Source organism: Nocardioides ginsengisegetis, assembly GCF_014138045.1.
GTDB lineage: Bacteria > Actinomycetota > Actinomycetes > Propionibacteriales > Nocardioidaceae > Nocardioides > Nocardioides ginsengisegetis.
On sequence record NZ_JACGXA010000001.1, the window covers coordinates 1,439,661 to 1,462,022 of the forward strand.

The window sequence follows — 22,362 nt, forward strand, 5'->3', positions numbered from 1 at the left end:
CGGTGCGACGAACGCCGTCCCGCATGGATAGTGTGGTGCGGTGCTGATCGCAGGATTCCCCGCTGGGCCGTGGGGGACGAACTGTTACGTCGCCGCCACCGGCCCGGGTGCGGAGTGCGTGGTCATCGACCCCGGCAAGGACTCCGCCGACGGTGTCGCCGAGGTCGTCCGTGAGCACCGGCTCAAGCCGGTCGCCGTCCTGGTGACCCACGGCCACGTCGACCACATGTGGTGCGTGGCCCCCGTCGCCGGCACGTACGACGCCACCGCGTGGATCCACCCCAGTGACCGGCACCTGCTGACCGACCCGATGGCCGGCATGTCGCGCGAGACGTCCCAGATGCTGCTGGGCGGCAACTACCAGTGGGCCGAGCCGGACGACGTGCAGGAGCTCGCCGACGACCAGCACCTCGAGCTCGCCGGGCTGCGCTTCGTGGTCGACCACACCCCGGGCCATACCGAGGGGTCGGTCACCTTCCGCACGCCCTACGCCGAGCAGGACATCTCCGAGCTGATGTTCTCCGGGGACCTGCTCTTCCAGGGCTCCATCGGCCGCACGGACCTGCCGGGCGGTGACCACGCCACGATGCTGCGCAGCCTCACCACCAAGGTGCTGCCCCTCGCCGACGACATCGTGGTGCTCCCCGGCCACGGCGACCAGACGTCCATCGGTCGCGAACGCGCGACCAACCCCTTCCTGCTCGACCTCCAGCGCGAGGGCGATGCGGGTCGAGTGACCCGAGGTCTCTGACACACCATGAACACCAAGCCGACCCCGCTCAGCGGGTTCCCCGAGCTGTTGCCCGCCCAGCGCTTCGTCGAGCAGCAGGTGATCGACTCCCTGCGCCGCACCTTCGAGCTGCACGGCTTCGCCGGCATCGAGACGCGCGCCGTCGAGCCGCTCGACCAGCTGCTCCGCAAGGGAGACACCTCCAAGGAGGTCTACGTCCTGCGCCGCCTCCAGGCCGACGACAGCACCAGTGACGCCGGGCTCGGACTGCACTTCGACCTGACCGTGCCCTTCGCCCGCTACGTGCTCGAGAACGCCGGCAAGCTGGAGTTCCCCTTCCGCCGCTTCCAGATCCAGAAGGCGTGGCGTGGCGAGCGGCCCCAGGACGGCCGCTACCGCGAGTTCACCCAGGCCGACATCGACATCGTGGGCCGCGACGCGCTGCCGTTCCACCACGACGTCGAGATCGCCCGCGTCATGATCGACGCCCTCAAGGCCTTCGACTTCCTGCCGGCCTTCCGCCTGCAGGTCAACAACCGCAAGCTGATCCAGGGCTTCTACACCGGCCTCGGCGCGACCGACCTCGACGAGGTCATGCGGGTCGTCGACAAGCTCGACAAGCTGCCGGTCGAGGCGGTCCGCAAGCTGCTCGTCGACGAGGTCGGGCTCGACGACTCCCAGGCCGACCTGTGCCTGCGGCTCGCCACGATCCAGGCCACCGACGACTCCTTCGTCGAGCAGGTCCGTGCCCTCGGCGTCAGTCACCCGCTGCTCGACGAGGGCCTCGAGGAGCTCGCCGCCCTCGTCCGGGGCTGCGCGCCGCTGGTCAGCGACACCGTGACGGTGGTCGCGGACCTCTCCATCGCCCGCGGCCTCGACTACTACACCGGCACGGTCTTCGAGACCCGGCTGGTCGGCAGCGAGTCGCTCGGCTCGATCTGCTCCGGCGGGCGCTACGACGCGCTGGCCAGCGACGGCCGCACGACCTACCCCGGCGTCGGCATCTCCCTCGGCGTCAGCCGGGTGCTGGTGCCGCTGTTCAACAAGGGCGTCCTGGGGGCCGACCGGTCGGTGCCCAGCGCCGTCCTCGTCGCTCTCGCCGACGAGGAGTCGCGGTCCGCCTCCGACCAGATCGCCGACGCGCTCCGCGCCCGCGGCATCCCGTGCGAGGTCGCGGCCAGCCCGCAGAAGTTCGGCAAGCAGATCCGCTACGCCGAGCGGCGCGGCATCCCCTACGTCTGGTTCACCGGTCCCGAGGGCGGCCACGAGGTGAAGGACATCCGCACGGGGGAGCAGGTGAGCGCCGATCCGGCGGCCTGGACCCCACCCACCGAGGACCTGCGCCCGCAGGTCACCGGTCTCGACAAGCTCGACCACCGAGGAGTTACCAAGTGATTCGCACGCATGACGCCGGCGCCCTCCGCGCCGAGCACGTCGACCAGACCGTCACCCTCGCCGGGTGGGTGGCCAGGCGCCGCGATCACGGTGGAGTGGCGTTCCTCGACCTGCGCGAGGCCAGTGGCCTGGTGCAGGTCGTCGTCCGCGACGAGGAGGTGGCCCACTCCCTGCGCAGCGAATACTGCATCCAGGTCACCGGCACCGTCTCCAAGCGCCCCGCGGGCAACGCCAACCCCAACCTCCCCTCGGGCGAGATCGAGGTCATCGCCACCGACCTCGAGGTGCTCAGCGCCGCGGCTCCGCTGCCGTTCCCCATCGACGACCACATCGACGTGGGGGAGGAGGCCCGGCTCAAGCACCGCTACCTCGACCTGCGCCGCACCGGCCCCAACCACGCCCTGCGCCTGCGCAGCAAGGTCAACAAGGCCGCGCGGGACGTGCTGGACAACCACCGGTTCGTCGAGATCGAGACGCCGACCCTGACCCGCTCGACGCCGGAGGGCGCCCGTGACTTCCTGGTGCCGGCCCGACTGCAGCCCGGCAGCTGGTACGCCCTGCCGCAGAGCCCCCAGCTGTTCAAGCAGCTGCTGATGGTCGCCGGCATGGAGCGCTACTACCAGATCGCGCGCTGCTACCGCGACGAGGACTTCCGCGCCGACCGGCAGCCGGAGTTCACCCAGCTCGACATCGAGATGAGCTTCGTCGAGCAGGACGACGTCATCGAGCTGATGGAGGACGTCCTCGCCGCGATGTGGAAGCTCATCGACGTCGACATCCCGCGCCCGATCCCGCGGATGACCTACGCCGACGCGATGGAGAAGTACGGCTCCGACAAGCCCGACCTCCGCATGGGCAACGAGCTGGTCGAGTGCACGGCGTACTTCAAGGACACGCCGTTCCGCGTCTTCCAGTCCGAGTACGTCGGCGCCGTCGTCATGCCCGGCGGCGCGAGCCAGCCTCGCAAGCAGCTCGACGCCTGGCAGGAGTGGGCCAAGCAGCGCGGCGCCAAGGGCCTGGCCTACGTCCTGGTCCAGGAGGACGGCGAGCTCGGGGGACCGGTCGCCAAGAACATCACCGACGAGGAGAAGGCCGGCCTGGCCGCCCACGTCGGCGCGAAGCCCGGTGACTGCATCTTCTTCGCCGCCGGACCCACCAAGTCGAGCCGGGCGCTGCTCGGCGCGGCGCGCCTCGAGATCGGCCGTCGCTGCGGCCTGATCGACGAGAGCGCCTTCGCCTTCACCTGGGTCGTCGACGCCCCCATGTTCGAGCCGAGCTCCGACGCCGTCGCCAGCGGCGACGTCGCCGTCGGTGCAGGCGCCTGGACGGCGGTGCACCACGCGTTCACCGGCCCGAAGCCGGAGTACGCCGACACCTTCGACACCGACCCCGGCAGCGCCCTGGCCTACGCCTACGACATCGTCTGCAACGGCAACGAGCTCGGGGGTGGCTCGATCCGGATCCACCGCGAGGACGTCCAGAAGCGCGTCTTCGCGGTCATGGGGCTCACCGAGGAGCAGGCCGAGGAGAAGTTCGGCTTCCTCCTCGACGCCTTCAAGTTCGGCGCACCCCCGCACGGCGGCATCGCCGTGGGCATGGACCGGATCTGTGCGCTGCTCGCGGGCACCGACTCGATCCGCGACGTGATCGCCTTCCCCAAGTCCGGCGGCGGGTTCGACCCGCTGACGGCGGCTCCTGCCCCCATCACGGCGGAGCAGCGCAAGGAGGCCGGCGTCGACGCCCGGCCCCTGAAGAACACGCCCACCGAGGGCTGAAAACCGAAAGATTGTTCGCCGTTGGTCGAGACCAGATCGTTACGCGTAGGTGATCGCTCGTGCGGTCCGCGTCACATAGAGTCTCGCTTCGGCGCACACGGCGCAGGCCGGGAAATCCCCGGCCTCTGACGATGATGGGGAGAGCATGTCGGCACAGACAGCCGGGCCCGAGACGCTGGGACACCTGAGTGACGAACCCTCCAACGAGGGTCCTGAGAAGAAGGCGAAGGGCATCACCGGCAAGTCGCCGATGCGCATCGCCATGGGCCGACTGGTCCGCGACAAGATCGCGGTCGTCTGCGCGGCGGTCACCTTCTTCTTCGTGATCGTGGCGGTCTTCGCCGGCCCGATCTGCGCGCTCTTCAACGTCTCCACGGAGACGGTGCTGCCCAGCCAGTTCCTCGACACCCTCGGCGGCGGCCTGCCCCTCAAGGGGCCCCCGCTCCACGGGTTCGACCCCGACCACCCGTTCGGCATCGCGCCGCAGTCCGCGACCGACAACCTCGCCTACTGGGTCTACGGCGCCCGCACCTCGCTGGAGATCTCCGCGACCGCGACGCTGTTCAGCTCGGTCTTCGGCATCCTCATGGGCCTGGTCGCCGGCTACATGGGCGGCATCGTCGACAAGACGATCTCGTTCGTCATCGACTTCTTCCTGACGATCCCGTTCCTGCTCGCCGCCCTGGTGATCGCCCCGATCATCAACCAGCGCTTCAACGCCAGCGACAACTACCCGCGCATCCAGTTCTGGGCGCTGATCGTGGTCCTGGCCGGCTTCGGCTGGATGGGTGTGGCGCGCCTGATCCGCGGCGAGGTGCTCTCGCTGCGTGAGCGGGAGTTCGTCCAGGCAGCACGCGTGATCGGCATGCCGACCTCGCGGATCCTGATGAAGGAGCTGCTGCCCAACCTCACCGCCCCGATCGTCGTCAGCGTGTCGCTGGCGCTCCCCGCCTTCGTGGCCGCCGAGGCCGGCTTCGCCTTCCTCGGCATCGGCGTCACGTCCGGCATCTCGTGGGGCCAGACGATCAACAAGGCGACCCCGTTCTTCGAGAGCTACCCGCTCTACCTCTGGGAGCCCATGATCGGCATCGTCGCGCTGGTCCTTGCTCTCAACCTCTTGGGTGATGCCGTGCGCGATGCGCTCGACCCCAAGACGCGCCGCTAGCGGCGACTCCTCGACGTCGTCCCCGATTCTCCTCGGGGGCGCGAACTCAGAAAGAAAGGCTGGACAATGAGACGGAGCAAGCCGCTGGCGGTAGTCGCCGGTGCTGCGCTGTTCGCCCTTGCCGCGTGTGGCGGTTCGGGCGGTAGCGACAACCCCTCTTCGAGCAAGAGCTACACCCAGGCTCCCGAGGTCGGCAAGGACGCGGGCCGCCAGGCCCCGGCCGCCGACGTCGAGGGCGCCACCGCTGGTGGCACCATCACGGTGTACCTCCCCGGCGACCCGGGCCCGGACTCGATGGACCCCACCGACGGCTGGTCCGTCACGGGCAACTCCATCCAGCAGGCGCTCACGAGCCGTTCGCTCACGCAGTACGCCCGTGACCCGAAGACCGGCGAGATGACCCTCGTCCCGGACCTCGCGACCGACCTGGGCAGCCACAACGACGACTACACCGAGTGGACCTTCACGCTCCGTGACGACGCCAAGTGGGAGGACGGCTCGCCGATCACCCCCGAGGAGGTCGCCTGGGGCATCCAGCGCTCGATGGACTCCGACACCTTCCCGGCCGGTCCGGGCACCGAGTACTCCCAGACGTACTTCCTGGACGCTGGCAAGTACAAGGGCCCCTACACCGACAAGGGCAAGAAGTGGGACGGCGTCTCGGTCGACGGCCAGGACATCACCATTAAGATGGCCAAGCCGTTCCCGGACATGGACTACTGGGGCGCCTTCATGGCCATGGGCCCGTCGCCGCTGGGCAAGGCCAGCCAGCCGCCGGACTACGGTCAGCACATCATGTCGAACGGCCCCTACAAGGTGGAGTCCTTCCGCCCCAACGAGGAGCTCGTCCTGGTCAAGAACGACCAGTGGGACCCCAACTCTGACCCGGCGCGCCACCAGTACGCCGACAAGTGGGTCTTCAAGTTCAACCAGGACCAGGCCAAGGTCGACCAGATCATGCTGAGCGACAACACGGAGTCGCAGACCTCGCTGTCGACGGCTCTCGGCTCGAACAACTACGACCGCGCGAACACCGAGCTCGGTGACCGCCTGGTCCAGCAGTCGGCCCAGTGCACCAGCTTCCTGTCGCCCGACTACACCAAGATCACCGACATCAACGTCCGCAAGGCGATCGCGTACGCGTACCCCTACGAGGACATGTGGCTGGCGACTGGTGAGGTCCCGGGTGTCACCCGTGTCCCCGCGAACTCCATCATGCCTCCGGGCATGGCCGGCAAGCACGAGTACTTCGCCGACGGTGAGCAGTTCAAGTACGACCCGGAGAAGTCCAAGGAGCTGCTGAAGCAGGCCGGCTACGAGCCGGGCGAGTTCAAGCTCACGATGGTCTACTACGAGCCCGACCCGCTGGCCGTCGCCGGCCAGAAGGTCCTCGTCAAGGGCATGGCCGAGGCGGGCTTCACCGTCAAGGGCATCCCGGTCCAGGACTCGCCGTACAACATCTGGCTGAACCCGGACGACAAGATCAACAAGACGCTGAACCTCCGTGGCGTCAACTGGTGCTCCGACTGGCCGTCGGGTCTCACCATGCTCCCGCCGCTGGTCCGCACGGGTGCTGCTTACAACACCGAGCAGTTCTCCGAGAAGTCCGTCGACGACGAGATGGCCGCCATCACCACGAAGCCGCTCGACCAGCAGGCTGACGCCTGGGGTGCTCTGGACGAGGAGATCGGGACCAAGTACTTCCCGATCATCCCGACCGCGTTCCGCAACGAGCTCTTCGTGTACGGGTCCAAGATCGGTAACCCGGTCGGCGACGGCGAAATTGCCGCCCCCGACTACAAGGACCTGTTCGTGATGCAGTGATCGACTTCCCAGTCGGTTTGAAGTAGTACTGACGGTGGGGGCTCCTGGATCCCAGGGGCCCCCACCGGTCAGCCCAGAGTTTGTCTACGCGGAGAGAGTCCCCCGATGTTCGCCTACGTCGTCAAGCGCCTGCTTGCCGGAGTGGTGGTGGTCGCCCTGGTCTCCATGGCGATCTTCCTGCTGTTCTGGTACGGCCCCTCGAGCCCGGCCCAACCCATCTGTGACCGCGAGACCAACAACCGGTGCAGCCCGGCCCGGCTCGCGACCTTCGAGCACTCGCTCGGGTACGACAACCCGGTCTACGAGGAGTACGGCAAGTTCGCCAAGGGCGTCTTCGTCGGCCGCACCATCAAGATCGGCCCGACGGCCTACGACTGCCCGGCGCCTTGCCTGGGCTACTCCTACCGCACCAAGGTCCCCGTGTGGACCGAGATGAAGGGCCGGCTCCCCGCCACGTTCTCCGTGGCCATCGGCGGAGCGTTCCTCTACCTCGCCTTCGGCGTGCCCATCGGGGTCGCCGCCGCGCGAAGACGCGGCAGCGTGTCGGACAAGGCCCTGGTCTCGAGCTTCCTGTTCCTGAGCTCGATTCCCTACTACCTGTTCGCCCTGCTCGCGTGGCTCTACTGCACCGTCATCTTCGAGGTGCCGGGGCTGAGCAACCCGGGCTACCACCCGATCACCGAGAACCCAGCCAAGTGGTTCTCCGGGATGTTGCTCGCCTGGATCGCCCTGGGGATCTACGGCTGCACGCAATACACCCGATACAGTCGCGGCGCCATGGTCGAGGCGCTCAGCGAGGACTACATCCGCACCGCGAAGGCCAAGGGCCTGCCGCCGCGGACCGTGGTCTACAAGCACGGCCTGCGGGCTGCCCTGGTGCCGATCGTGACGATCTTCGGCATCGACTTCGGCACCCTGCTCGCCGGTACGATCTTCACCGAGCGCATCTTCGACATCCAGGGCATCGGCTTCTGGAGCCTCCAGGCTGTCGGCGCTCGTGACCTTCCCGTTGTGTCGGCCACCGCCCTGTTCAGCGCCGCGGTGCTGATCATGAGCAACATCCTGGTCGACGTCATCTACAGCATTCTTGATCCGAGGGTGAGGCTTTCGTGACCGAGCAGACCAGCACCGTCGCCACTCCCGGCCGCGGTGCCGATTCCGGCGAGCCCTTCCTGGTCGTCGAGGACCTGACGGTCAAGTTCCCGACCGAGGACGGCCTGCTCACCGCGGTGTCGAACCTCAGCTACTCCGTGAAGATGGGCGAGACCCTCGGCATCGTGGGCGAGTCCGGCTCGGGGAAGTCCGTGTCGAGCATGGCCGTCCTGGGCCTCCACGACGCCAAGTCGAGCCGGATCTCCGGCTCGATCCGCGTCGGTGGCACCGAGGTCGTCGGCCTCTCCGAGGCGCGCATGCGCAAGCTGCGCGGCAACCAGGTCGCGATGATCTTCCAGGACGCCCTGGCCGCGCTGCACCCGTTCTACAAGATCGGGGGCCAGCTGGCCGAGGCCTACATGGTCCACCACCCGAGCGCCTCCAAGCGGGACGCCCGGCGCAAGGCCATCGAGATGCTCGACCGCGTCGGTATCCCGCAGCCCGACCGTCGCGTGGACGACTTCCCGCACCAGTTCTCCGGCGGCATGCGCCAGCGCGCCATGATCGCGATGGGCCTGATCAACGACCCGTCGCTGCTCATCGCCGACGAGCCGACCACCGCGCTGGACGTGACCGTGCAGGCGCAGATCCTCGACCTGCTCCAGGACCTGCAGCGCGAGTTCAACTCCGCCGTCATCATCATCACCCACGACCTCGGCGTCATCGCCGAGATGGCCGACGACGTCCTCGTGATGTACGCCGGTCGCTGCGTGGAGTACGGCAAGGGCAAGGACATCCTGACCCACCCGGAGATGCCCTACACGTGGGGCCTCCTCTCCAGCGTCCCGGACGTCCAGGCCGACACCAACGCGCGCCTGATCCCGATCCCGGGCAACCCGCCGAGCCTGCTCAACCCGCCGACCGGCTGTGCCTTCCACCCCCGTTGTGTCCACACCGACAAGGTGCCGGCGAGCCTGTGCTCGACCGAGCTGCCCGAGCTGCTGCCCGGCTCGCGCGGTCAAGGACATGTCAAGCGATGCCACCTGGCCAACGCCGACGCCGTCTACCAGGCCGAGGTGCTGCCGGAGATCGCTCCCGATCTCGTCGAGGAGAAGAACTGATGTCCGACGTGAGGCCCGACCGCGGCCAGGCCGACCCCGAGGGCGAGGTCGTCGACACGCCGATGAAGCCGGAGGGTTCCGGGCGACTGACCTTCGAGGAGATCGCTGCGAAGGGGCACACCGCGACGCAGCTGGACCCGCACGCCAAGCCGGTGCTCGAGGTCGAGAACCTCAAGATGTACTTCCCGGTGAAGTCCTCGGGCGTCATCCGGCGCACCATCGGCCACGTCCAGGCGGTCGACGGCATCTCCTTCCAGGTGCCGTCCGGCGGCTCGCTTGGCCTGGTGGGGGAGTCGGGTTGTGGCAAGTCCACGACCGGTCGCCTCATCACGCGGCTCTACACCCCGACCGCGGGGTCGATGAAGTTCGGTGACATCCAGGAGGACATCGCGCACATGTCGCCGCGGCAGCTCAAGCCGCTGCGCCGCAACGTGCAGATGATCTTCCAGGACCCCTACACCTCGCTGAACCCGCGCCACACGGTCGGATCGATCGTCGGTGCGCCGCTCGAGGTGCACAAGATCGTCCCGAAGAAGCAGATCCTGGGCCGCGTCCAGGAGCTGCTCGAGGTCGTGGGCCTGAACCCCGAGCACTACAACCGCTACCCCAACGAGTTCTCCGGCGGCCAGCGCCAGCGCATCGGCATCGCCCGCGCGCTCACGCTGAACCCCAAGCTGCTCGTGGCCGACGAGCCCGTGTCGGCGCTGGACGTGTCGATCCAGGCGCAGGTCATCAACCTGCTCCAGGACCTGCAGCGCGAGTTCAACATCGCGTTCCTGTTCATCGCCCACGACCTGGCCGTCGTCCGGCACTTCTGCCCCGAGGTCGCGGTCATGTACCTCGGCAAGATCGTGGAGATCGCGGACCGCGAGACGATCTACAACCGGGCGCACCACCCCTACACCCAGGCGCTGCTCTCCGCCGTGCCCGACGTGAAGCAGGCCGCCGTCGGTGGTCGTCGCGAGCGCATCCGGCTCGAGGGCGACGTGCCCAGCCCGATCAACCCGCCGTCCGGCTGCCGCTTCCGCACCCGGTGCTCGCTGGCGCAGGAGATCTGCGCCAAGGTCGAGCCGCCGCTGCTGCAGATCGGTCCCCGCCACAAGGTCGCGTGCCACTTCGCGGGCGAGCTCGGCAACCACCCGGACAACCCGGTCACCGGCAACCTGCTCGGCGTCGACCGCACCGGCAGCCCCGTGCCCGGCTCCACGCCGATCCCGCTCCACGAGGGCCCCGGCTACGCCGACGAGTGGTTCGACGTGAAGTCGCAGTCGATGGTCTCCGCCTGATCGGGCACTGACCGAGCACGTCCCTCGAACAGGCCGTCCCACGCACACCGTACGGTGTGCGCTGTGGACGGCCTGTTCGCCGTTCCCGGCTCGACCGGGGGCGGCTCCCTCAACACCAACACGCACGCGTCGGCACCCCTGGCGGTGCGGATGCGACCGCGCACCCTCGACGAGCTCGTGGGCCAGGAGCAGCTGCGGGCGCCCGGCGCGCCTCTTCGACGCCTGATCGAGGGCGACCAGTCGATGTCGCTGCTGCTCTGGGGGCCGCCCGGCACCGGGAAGACCACGATCGCCTCGATCGTCAGCCAGCAGACCGACCGCCGGTTCGTGGAGGTCTCGGCCGTCTCGGCGGGCGTCAAGGAGGTCCGCGCCGCCATCGACCAGGCGCGGGCGGAGCTCGTCAACGGCGGCCGCGAGACTGTCCTGTTCGTCGACGAGGTGCACCGCTTCAACAAGGCCCAGCAGGACGCCCTGCTGCCCGGCGTGGAGAACCGCTGGGTGACGCTGGTCGGCGCCACCACCGAGAACCCGTTCTTCTCCGTCATCTCCCCGCTGCTCTCGCGCAGCCTCCTGCTGCGGCTGGAGTCGCTCACCGACGACGACATCCGGGGGGTGCTGGCCCACGCGCTCGCCGACGAGCGGGGTCTGGGCGGCACGGTCACCGTGGAGGACGACGCCCTCGACCACCTGGTCCGGCTGGCCGGCGGCGACGCTCGGCGGTCGCTGACCTACCTGGAGGCGGCCGCGGGCGCGGCCACGTCGCAGGGTCTCGCGGTCGTGGACCTCGCGACCGCGGAGACCGCCGTCGACCAGGCCGCGGTGCGCTACGACCGCCAGGGAGACCAGCACTACGACGTGACGAGCGCGTTCATCAAGTCGGTGCGCGGCTCCGACGCCGACGCCGCCCTGCACTACCTGGCCCGGATGATGGAGGCGGGGGAGGACCCCCGCTTCATCGCCCGGCGGCTGGTGATCCTGGCCAGCGAGGACATCGGGCTCGCCGACCCGACCGCGCTGACGACCGCGGTCGCCGCCGCGCAGGCGGTCCAGCTGATCGGGATGCCCGAGGCCGGGCTCAACCTGGCTCACGCGACCATCGCGCTGGCCGTCGCCCCCAAGTCCAACGCCGTCACGACGGCCATTGCGGCCGCGAGCGCCGACGTGCGGGCCGGCAAGATCGGCCCGGTCCCGTCCCACCTGCGCGACGCGCACTACGCGGGGGCGAAGAAGCTGGGGCACGGCTCGACCTACCAGTACAGCCACGACGCGCCGTACGGCATCGCGGAGCAGCAGTACGCCCCCGACGTCGTCAAGGACGCCGAGTACTACCGGCCCACCGCCCTCGGCGCCGAGGCCGGCATCAAGGACCGCTGGGAGCGCGTCCGCGGCCTGATCCGCGGGACCGGGCCGAAGGGCGGAGGCCGCCGGGACCCGCGATAGGGTCGGTCACCATGCAGCAGTGGATGGTGCCCGTCGTCGTGGGCGTGCTCGCGCTGCTCGCCGTCGTGCTGCTCGTCGCGCTGCTGCGCGTCCGGGCCGGCACCGCACGGGAGCTGGCGTCGGCGCGTGCCGAAGCCGCCTCGTTGCGGACCCAGGTCGAGGAGATCGAGCGTCGCCTGGCGGCTCCCGAGAGGACCCGGCCCGTCCTGGAGACGGGCTACGTCATCACCCACCTCGGCGAGGAGGAGTCCGTCGCGTCGCGGCCGGTCGAGCGGGTCGACACCGCGCTGTTCGCCGACTTGGTGCTGCGCGAGACTGTCGTGAAGGCCGCCTCGCTCGCCCACGGCGTACGCCGTGCGCTGGCCCCCGAGGTGCGCAACCGGATCCGCTTCGAGATGCGCCGCGAGGTCAAGCGCGCCCGCAAGCAGCGCCGTGCCGATGTCCGCGAGGCCCGCCGCGACTGGGAGGCCCGCCAGCGCGCAGACCTCGACGAGGGGAGCGCAGCGTGAGGCGCGGCTTCTGGTTCGCAGCCGGCGCGAGCGCCGGCGTCTACGCGATGGTGCGCGGCCGTCGCGCCGCCGAGGTCTTCACCGTCGACGGCCTCAAGGACCGGCTCGCCGGCCTCGAGGTCGGCGCGCGGCTGCTCCGCGACGAGGTCGCCCAGGGCCGCGTCGAGAAGGAAACAGAGTTGCGCGAGCGCTACGGGCTCGTGCCTCATGGGACACCCGAGCTGACGGGTGGCCGGCACCGTGCCGTCACCGCCCCCACACTCCAGAATTCGGCCACCGAGAAGCAGGAAGGCACCACCTGATGGACACCGCGGAGATCCGACGCCGGTTCGTCTCGCACTTCGAGGCGGCCGGCCACACGGCCGTGCCGTCCGCGAGCCTGCTGGCCGACGACCCCAACCTGCTCTTCGTGCCCGCCGGGATGGTGCCGTTCAAGCCCTACTTCCTCGGCCAGGAGACGCCGCCCTACACCCGCGCGACCAGCGTCCAGAAGTGCGTGCGCACCCCGGACATCGAGGACGTCGGCAAGACCACGCGCCACGGCACCTTCTTCGAGATGTGCGGCAACTTCTCCTTCGGCGACTACTTCAAGGAAGGCGCCATCGAGCTGGCCTGGGACCTGATCACCAAGCCGGTCGCGGACGGAGGTTTCGGCCTCGACGAGTCCCGTCTCTACCCGTCGGTGCTGATCGGCGACGACGAGGCGGTGGGCTTCTGGCGCAAGGTCACGGGGCTGCCCGACGAGCGCATCGTCCGCCTCGGGCGCAAGGAGAACTACTGGTCGATGGGCGTCCCCGGCCCCGGTGGCCCGTGCTCGGAGATCCTCTACGACCGCGGGCCCGAGTGGGGTCCCGACTTCGATCCCGCGACCCTCGGCCCGGACATGCCGGTCGCGCTCGAGGACCGGCTGCTGGAGTTCTGGAACCTCGTCTTCATGCAGGACGAGCTCAGCGCGGTGCGGTCCAAGGAGGACTTCGACATCGCCGGCTCGCTGCCGAAGAAGAACATCGACACCGGCATGGGCCTGGACCGGGTCGCGTTCCTGCTCCAGGGCAAGCAGAACATGTACGAGATCGACGTGATGTTCCCCGTCATCGAGCGGGCGATGGAGCTCAGCGGCAAGAAGTACGGCGCCAACCACGAGGACGACGTCCGCTTCCGCGTCGTGGCCGACCACGTCCGCTCCTCGATGATGCTCATCGGTGACGGCGTGACGCCCGGCAACGAGGGCCGCGGCTACGTCCTGCGCCGCCTGCTGCGCCGCGCGGTCCGCTCCATGCGGCTCCTGGGGTACGACGACCGGGCGCTGCCCGAGCTGATGCCGGTCAGCCGCGACAAGATGGCCGAGACCTACGGCGACCTCTCCCGCGACTGGGACCGCATCGCGCGCGTCGCGTACGCCGAGGAGGACGCGTTCCGCAAGACCCTCCAGGCCGGCACGCAGATCTTCGACCTCGCCGCGCAGGAGGTCAGGTCGAGCGGCGAGACCCGGCTCTCGGGGGCCAAGGCCTTCGCGCTGCACGACACCTACGGCTTCCCGATCGACCTCACGCTCGAGATGGCGTCCGAGGCGGGCCTGAGCGTGGACGAGGACGGCTTCCGCGGGCTGATGGCCGAGCAGCGCCAGCGCGCCAAGGACGACGCGCGCTCCAAGAAGGGCCAGCACGCCGACACCGGCGTCTACCGCGGCATCCTCGACGAGCACGGGCCGACCGAGTGGCTGGCCTACGAGACCCTGCAGACCGAGTCGAAGGCGCTCGCCCTGCTCAGCGGTGGCGCGCCCGCGACCGTCCTCGCGCAGGGCGACATCGGCGAACTGGTCCTGGACCGCACGCCGTTCTACGCGGAGTCCGGCGGCCAGGTCGCCGACGCCGGCACCATCGAGTTCGACGGGGGACGCCTCGAGGTCCTCGACGTCCAGCGCCCGGTCCGCGGACTCGTGGTCCACCAGGTGCGGGTCGTCGACGGCGAGTTCCACCCCGGCTCGAGGCTGCTCGCCCAGGTCGACCCCGAGTGGCGCACCGGCGCCCGCCAGGCGCACTCAGGCACCCACGTGGTGCACGCGGCGCTGCGCGAGGTGCTCGGCCCCAGCGCGCTCCAGTCCGGCTCCTACAACCGGCCCGGCTACCTCCGCCTCGACTTCGGCTGGACCACCGGCCTCTCCGAGCAGCAGGTCCGCGACCTCGAGACGGTCTCCAACAACGCGCTGCGCGCCGACCTGCCCGTGGGCTGGCAGTACATGACCCTGCCCGAGGCCAAGGAGTGGGGCGCGATCGCGCTGTTCGGCGAGACCTACGACGACACCAAGGTGCGCGTCGTCGAGATCGGCGGCCCGTGGTCGCGCGAGCTCTGCGGTGGCACGCACGTCGAGCACTCCTCCCAGATCGGGACCATCGTGATCACCGGTGAGTCCTCGGTCGGCTCGGGCAACCGGCGCATCGAGGCCCTCACCGGCGTCGAGGGCTTCGGCTACCTCGCCAGGGAGCGCGACGTCGTCGCGCAGCTCACCGGCCTGCTCAAGACCCAGCCCGACGACCTCGTCGGCCGCGTGGGCGACCTGGTCGAGCGGCTCCGCCAGGCGGAGAAGGAGATCGAGAAGGCCCGCGTCGGCCAGCTGCTGGCCGCGGCCGGCCAGCTCGCCGCGTCCGCCGTCGACGTCAACGGCGTGCAGGTCGTGGCCCACCGGGCCGACGGCGCCGGCGGGGGCGACGTACGCACCCTGGCGCTGGACGTCCGGGGCCGGCTCCCGCAGGGCGCGCCCGGCGCGGTCGTCATCATCGGTGCGGCCGACGGCAAGGTGTCGGTCGTCGCGGCGGTCAACGACCTCGCCCGCGAGCGCGGGGTCAGCGCCAACGACCTGGTCCGCGCGGTCGGCCCGCTGGTCGGCGGCAAGGGCGGCGGCAAGGACGACGTCGCCCAGGGCGGCGGCACCGACACCTCCCGGATCGACGAGGCGCTGGCGGCCGCCGTCGCCACGGTGAGCAACGCCTGATGCGCTTCGGCGTCCGGCTCGGGATCGACCCCGGGGACGCCCGGATCGGTGTCGCGCGCAGCGACCCGTCCGGGTTCCTCGCGACCCCCGTGGAGACCGTGCGCCGGGGGAAGGGCGACCTCAAGCGGCTCGCGCAGATCCTCGCCGAGGAGGAGGCCGTCGAGGTCGTCATGGGCTTGCCACGGTCGCTCTCCGGCGGGGAGGGGCCGGCGGCCGCGAAGACCCGTGAGTTCGCCGAGCGGCTGGCCGCGCGCATCGCCCCGGTGCCGGTGCGGCTGGTCGACGAGCGCCTGACCACCGTGTCGGCGGAGGCTATGCTGCGCGACCGGGGCCGCAAGGGCGGCAAACGACGTGCGGTGGTCGACCAGGCCGCCGCCGTACTGATCCTGCAACACGCACTGGACACCGAACGCGCGACGGGGGCCGCGCCGGGCGAGATCGTCGAGGAGACGCCTGTGACTGAGAGTGATGACGCATGAGTGAGCGCCCCATCGAGCCCGAGGGCCCCCACGACGGCGCCTACGAGCAGGAGGACGACCTCCTCCCGCCGGTCGGCGGACGCCGACGCAAGGGCCGCGGGCTCAAGGGCTGCCTGGCCGTGCTCGTCGCGCTGGCCGTCGTCGTCGGCGGCTTCTACTTCGCCGTGACCAGGGGCGTCGACTTCATCAGCAGCCACTTCAGCTCCGCCGAGGACTTCAACGGTCCCGCCCACGGCAAGGTCTCCTTCGAGGTCCACGACGGCGACAGCATCGCCGCGATGGGCCGCAACCTGAAGGCCGCCGGCGTGGTCGCCTCGGTCCAGGCGTTCACCGACGCCGCGGCCGCCGAGCCCAGGTCGACCGGCATCCAGGTCGGCTTCTACCAGCTCCAGAAGGAGATGCCGGCGGCCGACGCCCTGGCGGTCCTGATCGACCCCGCCAACATCGTCAAGGACACCGTCACGATCCCCGAGGGCCTGCGGGTCGCCGACATCGTGGCGCTCCTGGCGAAGAAGACCGACTTCTCGGCCGGCCAGTTCCAGAAGGTGCTGGACAACCCCGACCAGCTGGGACTGCCCGACTACGCCCAGGGCAACCCGGAGGGCTACCTCTTCCCCTCGACCTACGACTTCGGCCCGACCGAGAAGCCGGCGCAGATGCTCACCGACATGGTCGACCGCTGGAAGCAGGCGGCCGACGACGCCGACCTCGAGGGCGCCGCCCAGCGCCTGGGCTACACCCCCGCCGAGCTGATGACGGTGGCCAGCCTCGTGCAGTCCGAGGGCCGCGGCTCCGACATGCCCAAGATCGCGCGGGTGATCTACAACCGGATCACCGGCACCGAGACCAACGGCCTGCTCCAGATCGACTCGACGGTCAACTACGCCACCGACAACCAGCTCGGCGCGGTCCCGACGACCGACGACCTGCAGATCGACTCGCCGTACAACACCTACGTGCACCCCGGTCTGCCGCCGACCCCGATCGAGGCGCCCGGAGACGCCGCGATCGCTGCGGCCACGCACCCGGCCGACGGCAACTGGTACTACTACGTCACCGTCAACCTGGCGACCGGGGAGACCAAGTTCGCCGAGACCTACGACGAGTTCCTGCGCTACAAGGACGAGCTGAGGCAGTACTGCGAGACCGAGTCCGCGGGTGCCTGCTGACCTGCCACCGGCCCCGCGGACGGCCATGAGGTGCGGGGTCCTCGGGGACCCCATCGCGCACTCGCTGTCGCCCGTCCTGCACCGCGCCGGGTACGCCGCCGTCGGCCTCGACTGGCAGTACGACGCGCACCTGGTCGCCGCCGACGGCCTGCCGGGGTTCCTGGCTGGCCTGGACGCGACCTGGCGCGGGCTGTCGCTGACGATGCCGCTGAAGCGCATGGTGCTGGACCTGGCGCCGTCGGTCACCGACCGGGCCCGGCTCGCGGGTGCCGCCAACACGGTGCTGCTGGAGGACGGCGCGATCGTGCAGGTCGACAACACCGACCTGCCGGGCGCCGTCGCGGCGGTGCGCGAGCGCTGGGACGGTCCGGTCACGGCCGGCACCGTCCTGGGCGGGGGAGCGACGGCCGCCTCGACCGGCCTCGCGCTCGTGGAGCTCGGCGCCCGGACGGTGACCCTGATGGTGCGCTCCCCGGAGCGGGCCGCCGAGGCGGTGGCCGCCATCTCCCGGCACCCCGCGGGTCCGCAGGTGCTGGTCGGGTCGCTGGCCGGCGACCCGGTCACGGGCGAGGTCGTGGTCTCCACCATCCCGGCTTCCGCCCAGGACCCCGAGCTCGTGGCCCGGTGCGCTGACGTGCCGGTGGTGTTCGAGGCGCTCTACGACCCGTGGCCGACGCCGCTCGCGGCGTCGGCCACCGACCGTGTGCTGGTCGGCGGGCTGGACCTGCTCGTCCACCAGGCGGTGCTCCAGTTCGAGCTCTTCACCGGTGTGGCCTGCCCGGTCGACGCCCTGCGTGCTGCCGGCGAGGCCGCCCTCGTGGAGCGCCACGCATGAGCACCGTCCTGGCCGTCGCGTTCAGCGCCCTCCTCGCCGGCCTGGGCGGGGCCCTCGTGCCCCGCTGGGTCGCCCGGCTCCCGGAGCCCGAGCCGGATCCCGCGCTCGTCGAGAAGGAGGGGCCCAAGCCCCTCTACGTCGACCTGGCCGCCCGGCCCCACCTCGGTGCTGGGGCCGTCGCGATCGCGGCGCTGTCCGGGGCCATCGTCGGCTGGGCGGTCGGCTGGGACTGGCCGCTGGTCTACCTCGTGCCACTCGTCCCCGTCGGCGTCCTGCTCGCGTACGTCGACCTCCGCACCCGGCTGCTGCCGTCGATCGTGGTCGTGCCGACCACGGTCGTGGCGCTCGTCCTGGTGGTGGCCGTCTCGGCCGTCGAGGGTGACGGGGACGCGCTGGTCCGCGCCCTGGTCGGGCTGGTGGCCGTCCGGTCGTTCTTCTGGGTGCTGTGGTGGGTCCGCTCGGCCGGCATGGGCTTCGGCGACGTGCGGCTCTCCGCGCTGCTCGGCCTCGTGCTCGGGCATCTCGGCTGGGGCCAGCTGCTCGTCGGCACCTACAGCTCGTTCCTGCTCTTCGGCGTGCCGGGGCTGGTGCTGGCCGTCGCCCGGCGCGACCGGGCGCTGCTGAGGACGCCGTACCCCTTCGGCCCGGCGATGCTCGCCGGTGCCCTGCTCGGCGTGGCTGCCGGGGCATGGATCTGGAGCCATCTCGTGGCCGGGGGAGCCTGAATTCGGAGCGGTTCGGTCGTGAAAGACTGCCGGCATGCTTCGTTGGCTCACTGCAGGCGAGTCCCACGGCCCCTCCCTGGTCGCCATCCTCGAGGGGCTGCCCGCCCATGTGCAGGTCACCTCGAGTGACATCGCGGACTCGCTGGCCCGACGGCGCCTCGGCTACGGCCGCGGCGCGCGGATGAAGTTCGAGCAGGACGAGGTCACCATCACCGGCGGGGTCCGCCACGGCGAGACGATGGGCGGCCCGGTCGCCATCCAGGTCGGCAACACCGAGTGGCCCAAGTGGGAGAAGGTCATGTCGGCCGACCCGGTCGACCGTGCCGAGCTCGACGCGCTGGCCCGCAACGCCGCGCTCACCCGGCCGCGACCCGGCCACGCCGACCTCGTCGGCATGCAGAAGTACGACTTCGACGAGGCCCGTCCGATCCTCGAGCGCGCCTCCGCCCGCGAGACCGCCGCGCGGGTGGCGCTGGGCCGGGTCGCCTCCAACTTCCTGGAGCAGGCGACCGGGGCCCGGATCGTCTCCCACGTCATCCAGCTCGGCGCCGTCCGTGCCCCTGCTGGCGTGTGGCCCGCCCCCGACGACGTCGCCCGGCTCGACGAGGACCCCGTGCGGTGCCTCGACACCGACACGAGCGGCCGGATGGTGGCCGCGATCGACCAGGCCCACAAGGACGGCGACACCCTCGGCGGCGTCGTGGAGGTCGTGGTGCACGGCCTCCCACCGGGCCTGGGCTCCCACGTCCACTGGGACCGTCGCCTCGACGCGCGTCTCGCCGGCGCGCTCATGGGCATCCAGGCCATCAAGGGCGTCGAGGTCGGCGACGGCTTCGAGCTCGCCGGCACGCCGGGATCGCTCGCCCACGACGAGATCGTCCCCACCGACGACGGCATCCGCCGGGTCAGCGGCCGCTCTGGCGGCACCGAGGGCGGCATGAGCACCGGCGAGGTGCTCCGTGTGCGCGCCGCGATGAAGCCGATCGCCACCGTCCCCCGTGCGCTGCGCACCGTGGACGTCAGCACGGGTGAGGAGGCGGTGGCCCACCACCAGCGCTCCGACGTGTGCGCCGTCCCCGCCGCCGGCATCGTGGCCGAGGCGATGGTCGCGCTGGTGCTGGCCGAGGCGGTGCTCGAGAAGTTCGGTGGCGACTCGGTGGGGGAGACCCGGCGCAACGTCCAGGGCTACCTGGACTCGCTGAGGTTCGCGTGACCCGCCGCTGGCCGGTGGTCCTGGTCGGCCCCATGGGTGCCGGCAAGACCACCGTGGCCCGCCTGCTCGCCGACGAGTGGGGCGTCCCTGCGCGGGACACCGACCACGACGTGGAGTCCCTCGAGGGGCGCTCCGTCGCCGACATCTTCGTCGACTCCGGGGAGGCGCACTTCCGCGAGCTCGAGCGGCAGGCGGTCGCCGCCGCGCTGGCCGACCACGAGGGCGTGCTCGCCCTCGGTGGTGGCGCCGTGCTCGACGAGTCGACGCGGGCGCTGCTGGCCGACCACCACGTCGTGTTCCTGCGCGTCGGCCTCTCCGACGCGGTCAAGCGCGTGGGCCTGGGCTCGTCGCGCCCGCTCCTGCTGGGCAACGTCCGCAGCCGGATCAAGACCCTGCTCGACGAGCGCTCGGCCATCTACGAGTCCGTGGCCACCCTCGTCGTGGACACTGATGGACGCACCCCCGGCGACGTCGCGGGGGAGATCGGGAAGGCCCTGGGTGAGCGAGCGTGAGTGAACGTGTCTGACACCGTCCTGCCGGTGACCGGCGCCGCGCCGTACGACGTCGTCGTCGGCACCGACCTGCCCGGGCGGTTGCCGCAGGTGCTCGGCGGTGGGGTGCAGCGGGTCGCGGTGATCTTCTCCGACGACCTGGGTGAGCTCGTGCGGCCCGTGCTCGAGTCGCTCGCCACGGCGTACGACGTCACGGTGCTGCCGATCCCCGACGGCGAGCGCGCGAAGGCCGCGACCGTCGTGGCGTCCTGCTGGGAGGCGCTGGGCGAGGCCGGCTTCACCCGCTCCGACGCGATCGTGACGTTCGGCGGCGGCGCCACCACCGACGTGGGCGGCTTCGTGGCCGCCACCTGGCTGCGTGGCGTCCGGGTCGTGCACGTGCCGACCACGCTGCTCGGCATGGTCGACGCCGCGGTGGGCGGCAAGACCGGCATCAACACCCGCAGCGGCAAGAACCTCGTCGGCTCCTTCCACGAACCCGCCGGCGTCCTCTGCGACCTCGCCCACCTCCGGTCGCTGCCCCGTGCCGAGCTCGTGGCCGGCCTCGGTGAGGTCGTCAAGTGCGGCTTCATCGCCGACCCGCGGATCCTCGACCTCGTCGAGGCGGCCGACCCGGCCGGGCTGACCGCCGACTCCGCCGTGCTGCGCGAGCTCGTCGAGCGTGCCATCCGGGTCAAGATCGACGTCGTGGTCTCCGACCTCAAGGAGACCGGCGGCTCCGGCGGCCACCCCGGCCGCGAGGTGCTCAACTACGGCCACACGATGGCCCACGCGATCGAGCGCGCCGAGGGCTACACCGTCCGCCACGGCGAGGCCGTCGCCATGGGGTGCGTCTACGTCGCCGAGCTGGCCGCCCGCGCCGGCACCCTCGCCCCCGAGGTCGTGGCACGGCACCACACGGCCTTCGCCCACGTCGGGCTCCCCACGACCTACTCCGGAGCGTCCTTCGAGGAGCTGCACGCGGCGATGAAGGTCGACAAGAAGGCCCGCGGCTCCCAGCTGCGGTTCGTCGTGCTCACCGACCTCGCCGTCCCCGCCGTGCTCTCGGGGCCGTCCGAGGTCGACCTGCGCAGCGCCTACGAGGTGCTCGCGACCGGACGGGCGGTGTCGCGATGAGGGCCCCGACGAAGGTGCTCGTCCTCAACGGCCCCAACCTCGGGCGGCTCGGACGGCGCCAGCCGGAGATCTACGGCCACACGACGTACGCCGAGCTCGCCCACCAGTGCGTCGAGTGGGGCCGCGAGCTCGGACTCGACGTGGAGGTGCGTCAGACCAACCACGAGGGCGAGCTGCTCGACTGGCTGAACGCCGCGGCCGACGACGTCACGCCGGTCGTCCTCAACGCCGCCGCCTGGACGCACTACTCCTATGCGCTCTACGACGCGTGCGCGCAGCTCACCGCGCCCCTGGTCGAGGTGCACATCTCCGACCCGACCCAGCGGCCGGAGGAGTTCCGGCACACCTCGGTCGTCACCCCGCACGCCGTGGAGGTGGTCGCCGGTCGCGGCATCGACGGCTACCGGATCGCGCTGGGGCTGCTCGTCACCGACTGAGTGTCGTTGCGATCCATCGCTCCCTGCTTGCGGAGCCGGGCCAGGCCGCGGTGCCGGTTGACCCGCACCGCGGTCGCGCTCATGCCGAGGGCCTCGGCGGTGCCGGCGACGTCGAGACCGACGACCTCCATGAGCGAGAGCACCTCGCCCTGACGCGGGGGCAGGGTCGCGAGGGTACGACGGACCCAGTCCTCACCGGCGACGTCGGTGTCCTCCTGGGCGCCCCAGATGTCGTGCTCGGTCACGTCGACCGGGTCGGTCGCGCGACGCTGGCTGCGACGCCGGGCGTTGGCCGCCTGGTTGCGGGCGATGCCGAAGAGCCAGCCGGCGAACGCATCGGCGTCGCCGGCGAAGTCCGCGATCCGGTCGGCCGCGACCAGCCAGGTCTCCATGACCAGGTCCTCGGGGTCGGCGGCCGAGTCGCCGCTGGGCCGGGCGCGCAGCCAGAGCAGCAGCCGACCGCTCAGGGACTCGTACAGCTCACGCCACGCGGCGGGATCCCCCCGCCGCGCACGCTCGACCAGATCAGGCTCGGTGGACACCCACG

The 22,362-nt window shown here is 70.9% G+C and carries 21 protein-coding genes; 20 read left to right on the plus strand and 1 reads right to left on the minus strand.

The genetic code is table 11. From position 1 onward, the window contains the following. Window positions 1–40 precede the first annotated feature (40 nt). From FB382_RS06750 to FB382_RS06845, 20 genes are all read left to right on the plus strand, one after another. Window positions 41–751, plus strand: a complete 711-nt coding sequence (locus FB382_RS06750) for an MBL fold metallo-hydrolase (protein ID WP_182537842.1) — start codon at window positions 41–43, stop codon at window positions 749–751. 6 nt (window positions 752–757) lie between these two features. Further along, the gene (hisS, locus tag FB382_RS06755; RefSeq protein WP_182537844.1) at window positions 758–2,125 is read left to right on the plus strand and encodes a histidine--tRNA ligase; all 1,368 of its coding nucleotides are present in this window, start codon (window positions 758–760) and stop codon (window positions 2,123–2,125) included. Further along, window positions 2,122–3,900 (plus strand): aspartate--tRNA ligase, encoded by a 1,779-nt coding sequence (gene aspS, locus FB382_RS06760; protein ID WP_182537846.1) that lies wholly within the window; start codon window positions 2,122–2,124, stop codon window positions 3,898–3,900. The genes hisS and aspS overlap by 4 nt, the downstream gene beginning before the upstream one ends. Window positions 3,901–4,045: 145 nt before the next feature. Further along, window positions 4,046–5,065 carry an ABC transporter permease gene (locus tag FB382_RS06765; protein ID WP_182537848.1) on the plus strand — a complete coding sequence of 340 codons (1,020 nt, stop codon included), beginning with the start codon at window positions 4,046–4,048 and terminating at the stop codon, window positions 5,063–5,065. 66 nt (window positions 5,066–5,131) lie between these two features. Beyond that, window positions 5,132–6,889 carry an ABC transporter substrate-binding protein gene (locus FB382_RS06770; RefSeq protein ID WP_182537850.1) on the plus strand — a complete coding sequence of 586 codons (1,758 nt, stop codon included), beginning with the start codon at window positions 5,132–5,134 and terminating at the stop codon, window positions 6,887–6,889. Window positions 6,890–6,994: 105 nt separating this feature from the next. Continuing rightward, window positions 6,995–8,002: an ABC transporter permease gene (locus tag FB382_RS06775; protein ID WP_182537852.1), complete on the plus strand. Its 1,008-nt coding sequence runs from the start codon at window positions 6,995–6,997 to the stop codon at window positions 8,000–8,002. Next, entirely contained in the window at window positions 7,999–9,102 is a 1,104-nt protein-coding gene (locus FB382_RS06780; protein ID WP_182537854.1) for an oligopeptide/dipeptide ABC transporter ATP-binding protein, read from the plus strand. Before FB382_RS06775 ends, FB382_RS06780 begins: the two co-directional genes overlap by 4 nt. A gap of 176 nt (window positions 9,103–9,278) precedes the next feature. Continuing rightward, window positions 9,279–10,388, plus strand: coding sequence for an ABC transporter ATP-binding protein (locus tag FB382_RS06785; RefSeq protein WP_425490132.1), 1,110 nt, complete (start codon window positions 9,279–9,281; stop codon window positions 10,386–10,388). Window positions 10,389–10,451: 63 nt separating this feature from the next. Next, entirely contained in the window at window positions 10,452–11,828 is a 1,377-nt protein-coding gene (locus FB382_RS06790; protein WP_221767452.1) for a replication-associated recombination protein A, read from the plus strand. 11 nt (window positions 11,829–11,839) lie between these two features. After that, window positions 11,840–12,337 carry a hypothetical protein gene (locus FB382_RS06795; RefSeq protein ID WP_182537856.1) on the plus strand — a complete coding sequence of 166 codons (498 nt, stop codon included), beginning with the start codon at window positions 11,840–11,842 and terminating at the stop codon, window positions 12,335–12,337. Beyond that, window positions 12,334–12,639, plus strand: a complete 306-nt coding sequence (locus FB382_RS06800) for a DUF6167 family protein (protein ID WP_182537859.1) — start codon at window positions 12,334–12,336, stop codon at window positions 12,637–12,639. Before FB382_RS06795 ends, FB382_RS06800 begins: the two co-directional genes overlap by 4 nt. Further along, on the plus strand, window positions 12,639–15,329 hold the full coding sequence (gene alaS / locus FB382_RS06805; RefSeq protein ID WP_182537861.1) for an alanine--tRNA ligase: 2,691 nt from the start codon (window positions 12,639–12,641) through the stop codon (window positions 15,327–15,329). The genes FB382_RS06800 and alaS overlap by 1 nt, the downstream gene beginning before the upstream one ends. Next, window positions 15,329–15,808 (plus strand): Holliday junction resolvase RuvX, encoded by a 480-nt coding sequence (gene ruvX / locus FB382_RS06810; protein ID WP_125035779.1) that lies wholly within the window; start codon window positions 15,329–15,331, stop codon window positions 15,806–15,808. The genes alaS and ruvX overlap by 1 nt, the downstream gene beginning before the upstream one ends. Next, the gene (mltG, locus tag FB382_RS06815) at window positions 15,805–16,977 is read left to right on the plus strand and encodes an endolytic transglycosylase MltG (protein ID WP_182537863.1); all 1,173 of its coding nucleotides are present in this window, start codon (window positions 15,805–15,807) and stop codon (window positions 16,975–16,977) included. Before ruvX ends, mltG begins: the two co-directional genes overlap by 4 nt. 25 nt (window positions 16,978–17,002) lie before the next feature. Beyond that, window positions 17,003–17,812 (plus strand): shikimate dehydrogenase, encoded by an 810-nt coding sequence (locus tag FB382_RS06820; protein ID WP_182537864.1) that lies wholly within the window; start codon window positions 17,003–17,005, stop codon window positions 17,810–17,812. Beyond that, window positions 17,809–18,537, plus strand: a complete 729-nt coding sequence (locus FB382_RS06825; protein ID WP_182537866.1) for a prepilin peptidase — start codon at window positions 17,809–17,811, stop codon at window positions 18,535–18,537. Before FB382_RS06820 ends, FB382_RS06825 begins: the two co-directional genes overlap by 4 nt. A gap of 34 nt (window positions 18,538–18,571) precedes the next feature. Then, on the plus strand, window positions 18,572–19,750 hold the full coding sequence (gene aroC, locus FB382_RS06830; protein WP_182537868.1) for a chorismate synthase: 1,179 nt from the start codon (window positions 18,572–18,574) through the stop codon (window positions 19,748–19,750). Beyond that, the gene (locus FB382_RS06835; protein ID WP_343055511.1) at window positions 19,747–20,262 is read left to right on the plus strand and encodes a shikimate kinase; all 516 of its coding nucleotides are present in this window, start codon (window positions 19,747–19,749) and stop codon (window positions 20,260–20,262) included. The genes aroC and FB382_RS06835 overlap by 4 nt, the downstream gene beginning before the upstream one ends. A gap of 6 nt (window positions 20,263–20,268) precedes the next feature. Further along, entirely contained in the window at window positions 20,269–21,378 is a 1,110-nt protein-coding gene (gene aroB / locus FB382_RS06840) for a 3-dehydroquinate synthase (RefSeq protein WP_182537870.1), read from the plus strand. Beyond that, window positions 21,375–21,815, plus strand: coding sequence for a type II 3-dehydroquinate dehydratase (locus FB382_RS06845; protein WP_182537872.1), 441 nt, complete (start codon window positions 21,375–21,377; stop codon window positions 21,813–21,815). Before aroB ends, FB382_RS06845 begins: the two co-directional genes overlap by 4 nt. On the opposite strand, the gene FB382_RS06850 is transcribed toward FB382_RS06845, so the two are convergent. After that, a complete protein-coding gene (locus tag FB382_RS06850; protein ID WP_182537874.1) occupies window positions 21,779–22,357 on the minus strand; it encodes a sigma-70 family RNA polymerase sigma factor in 579 nt (192 codons plus the stop codon). The genes FB382_RS06845 and FB382_RS06850 overlap by 37 nt on opposite strands. Window positions 22,358–22,362 lie beyond the last annotated feature (5 nt).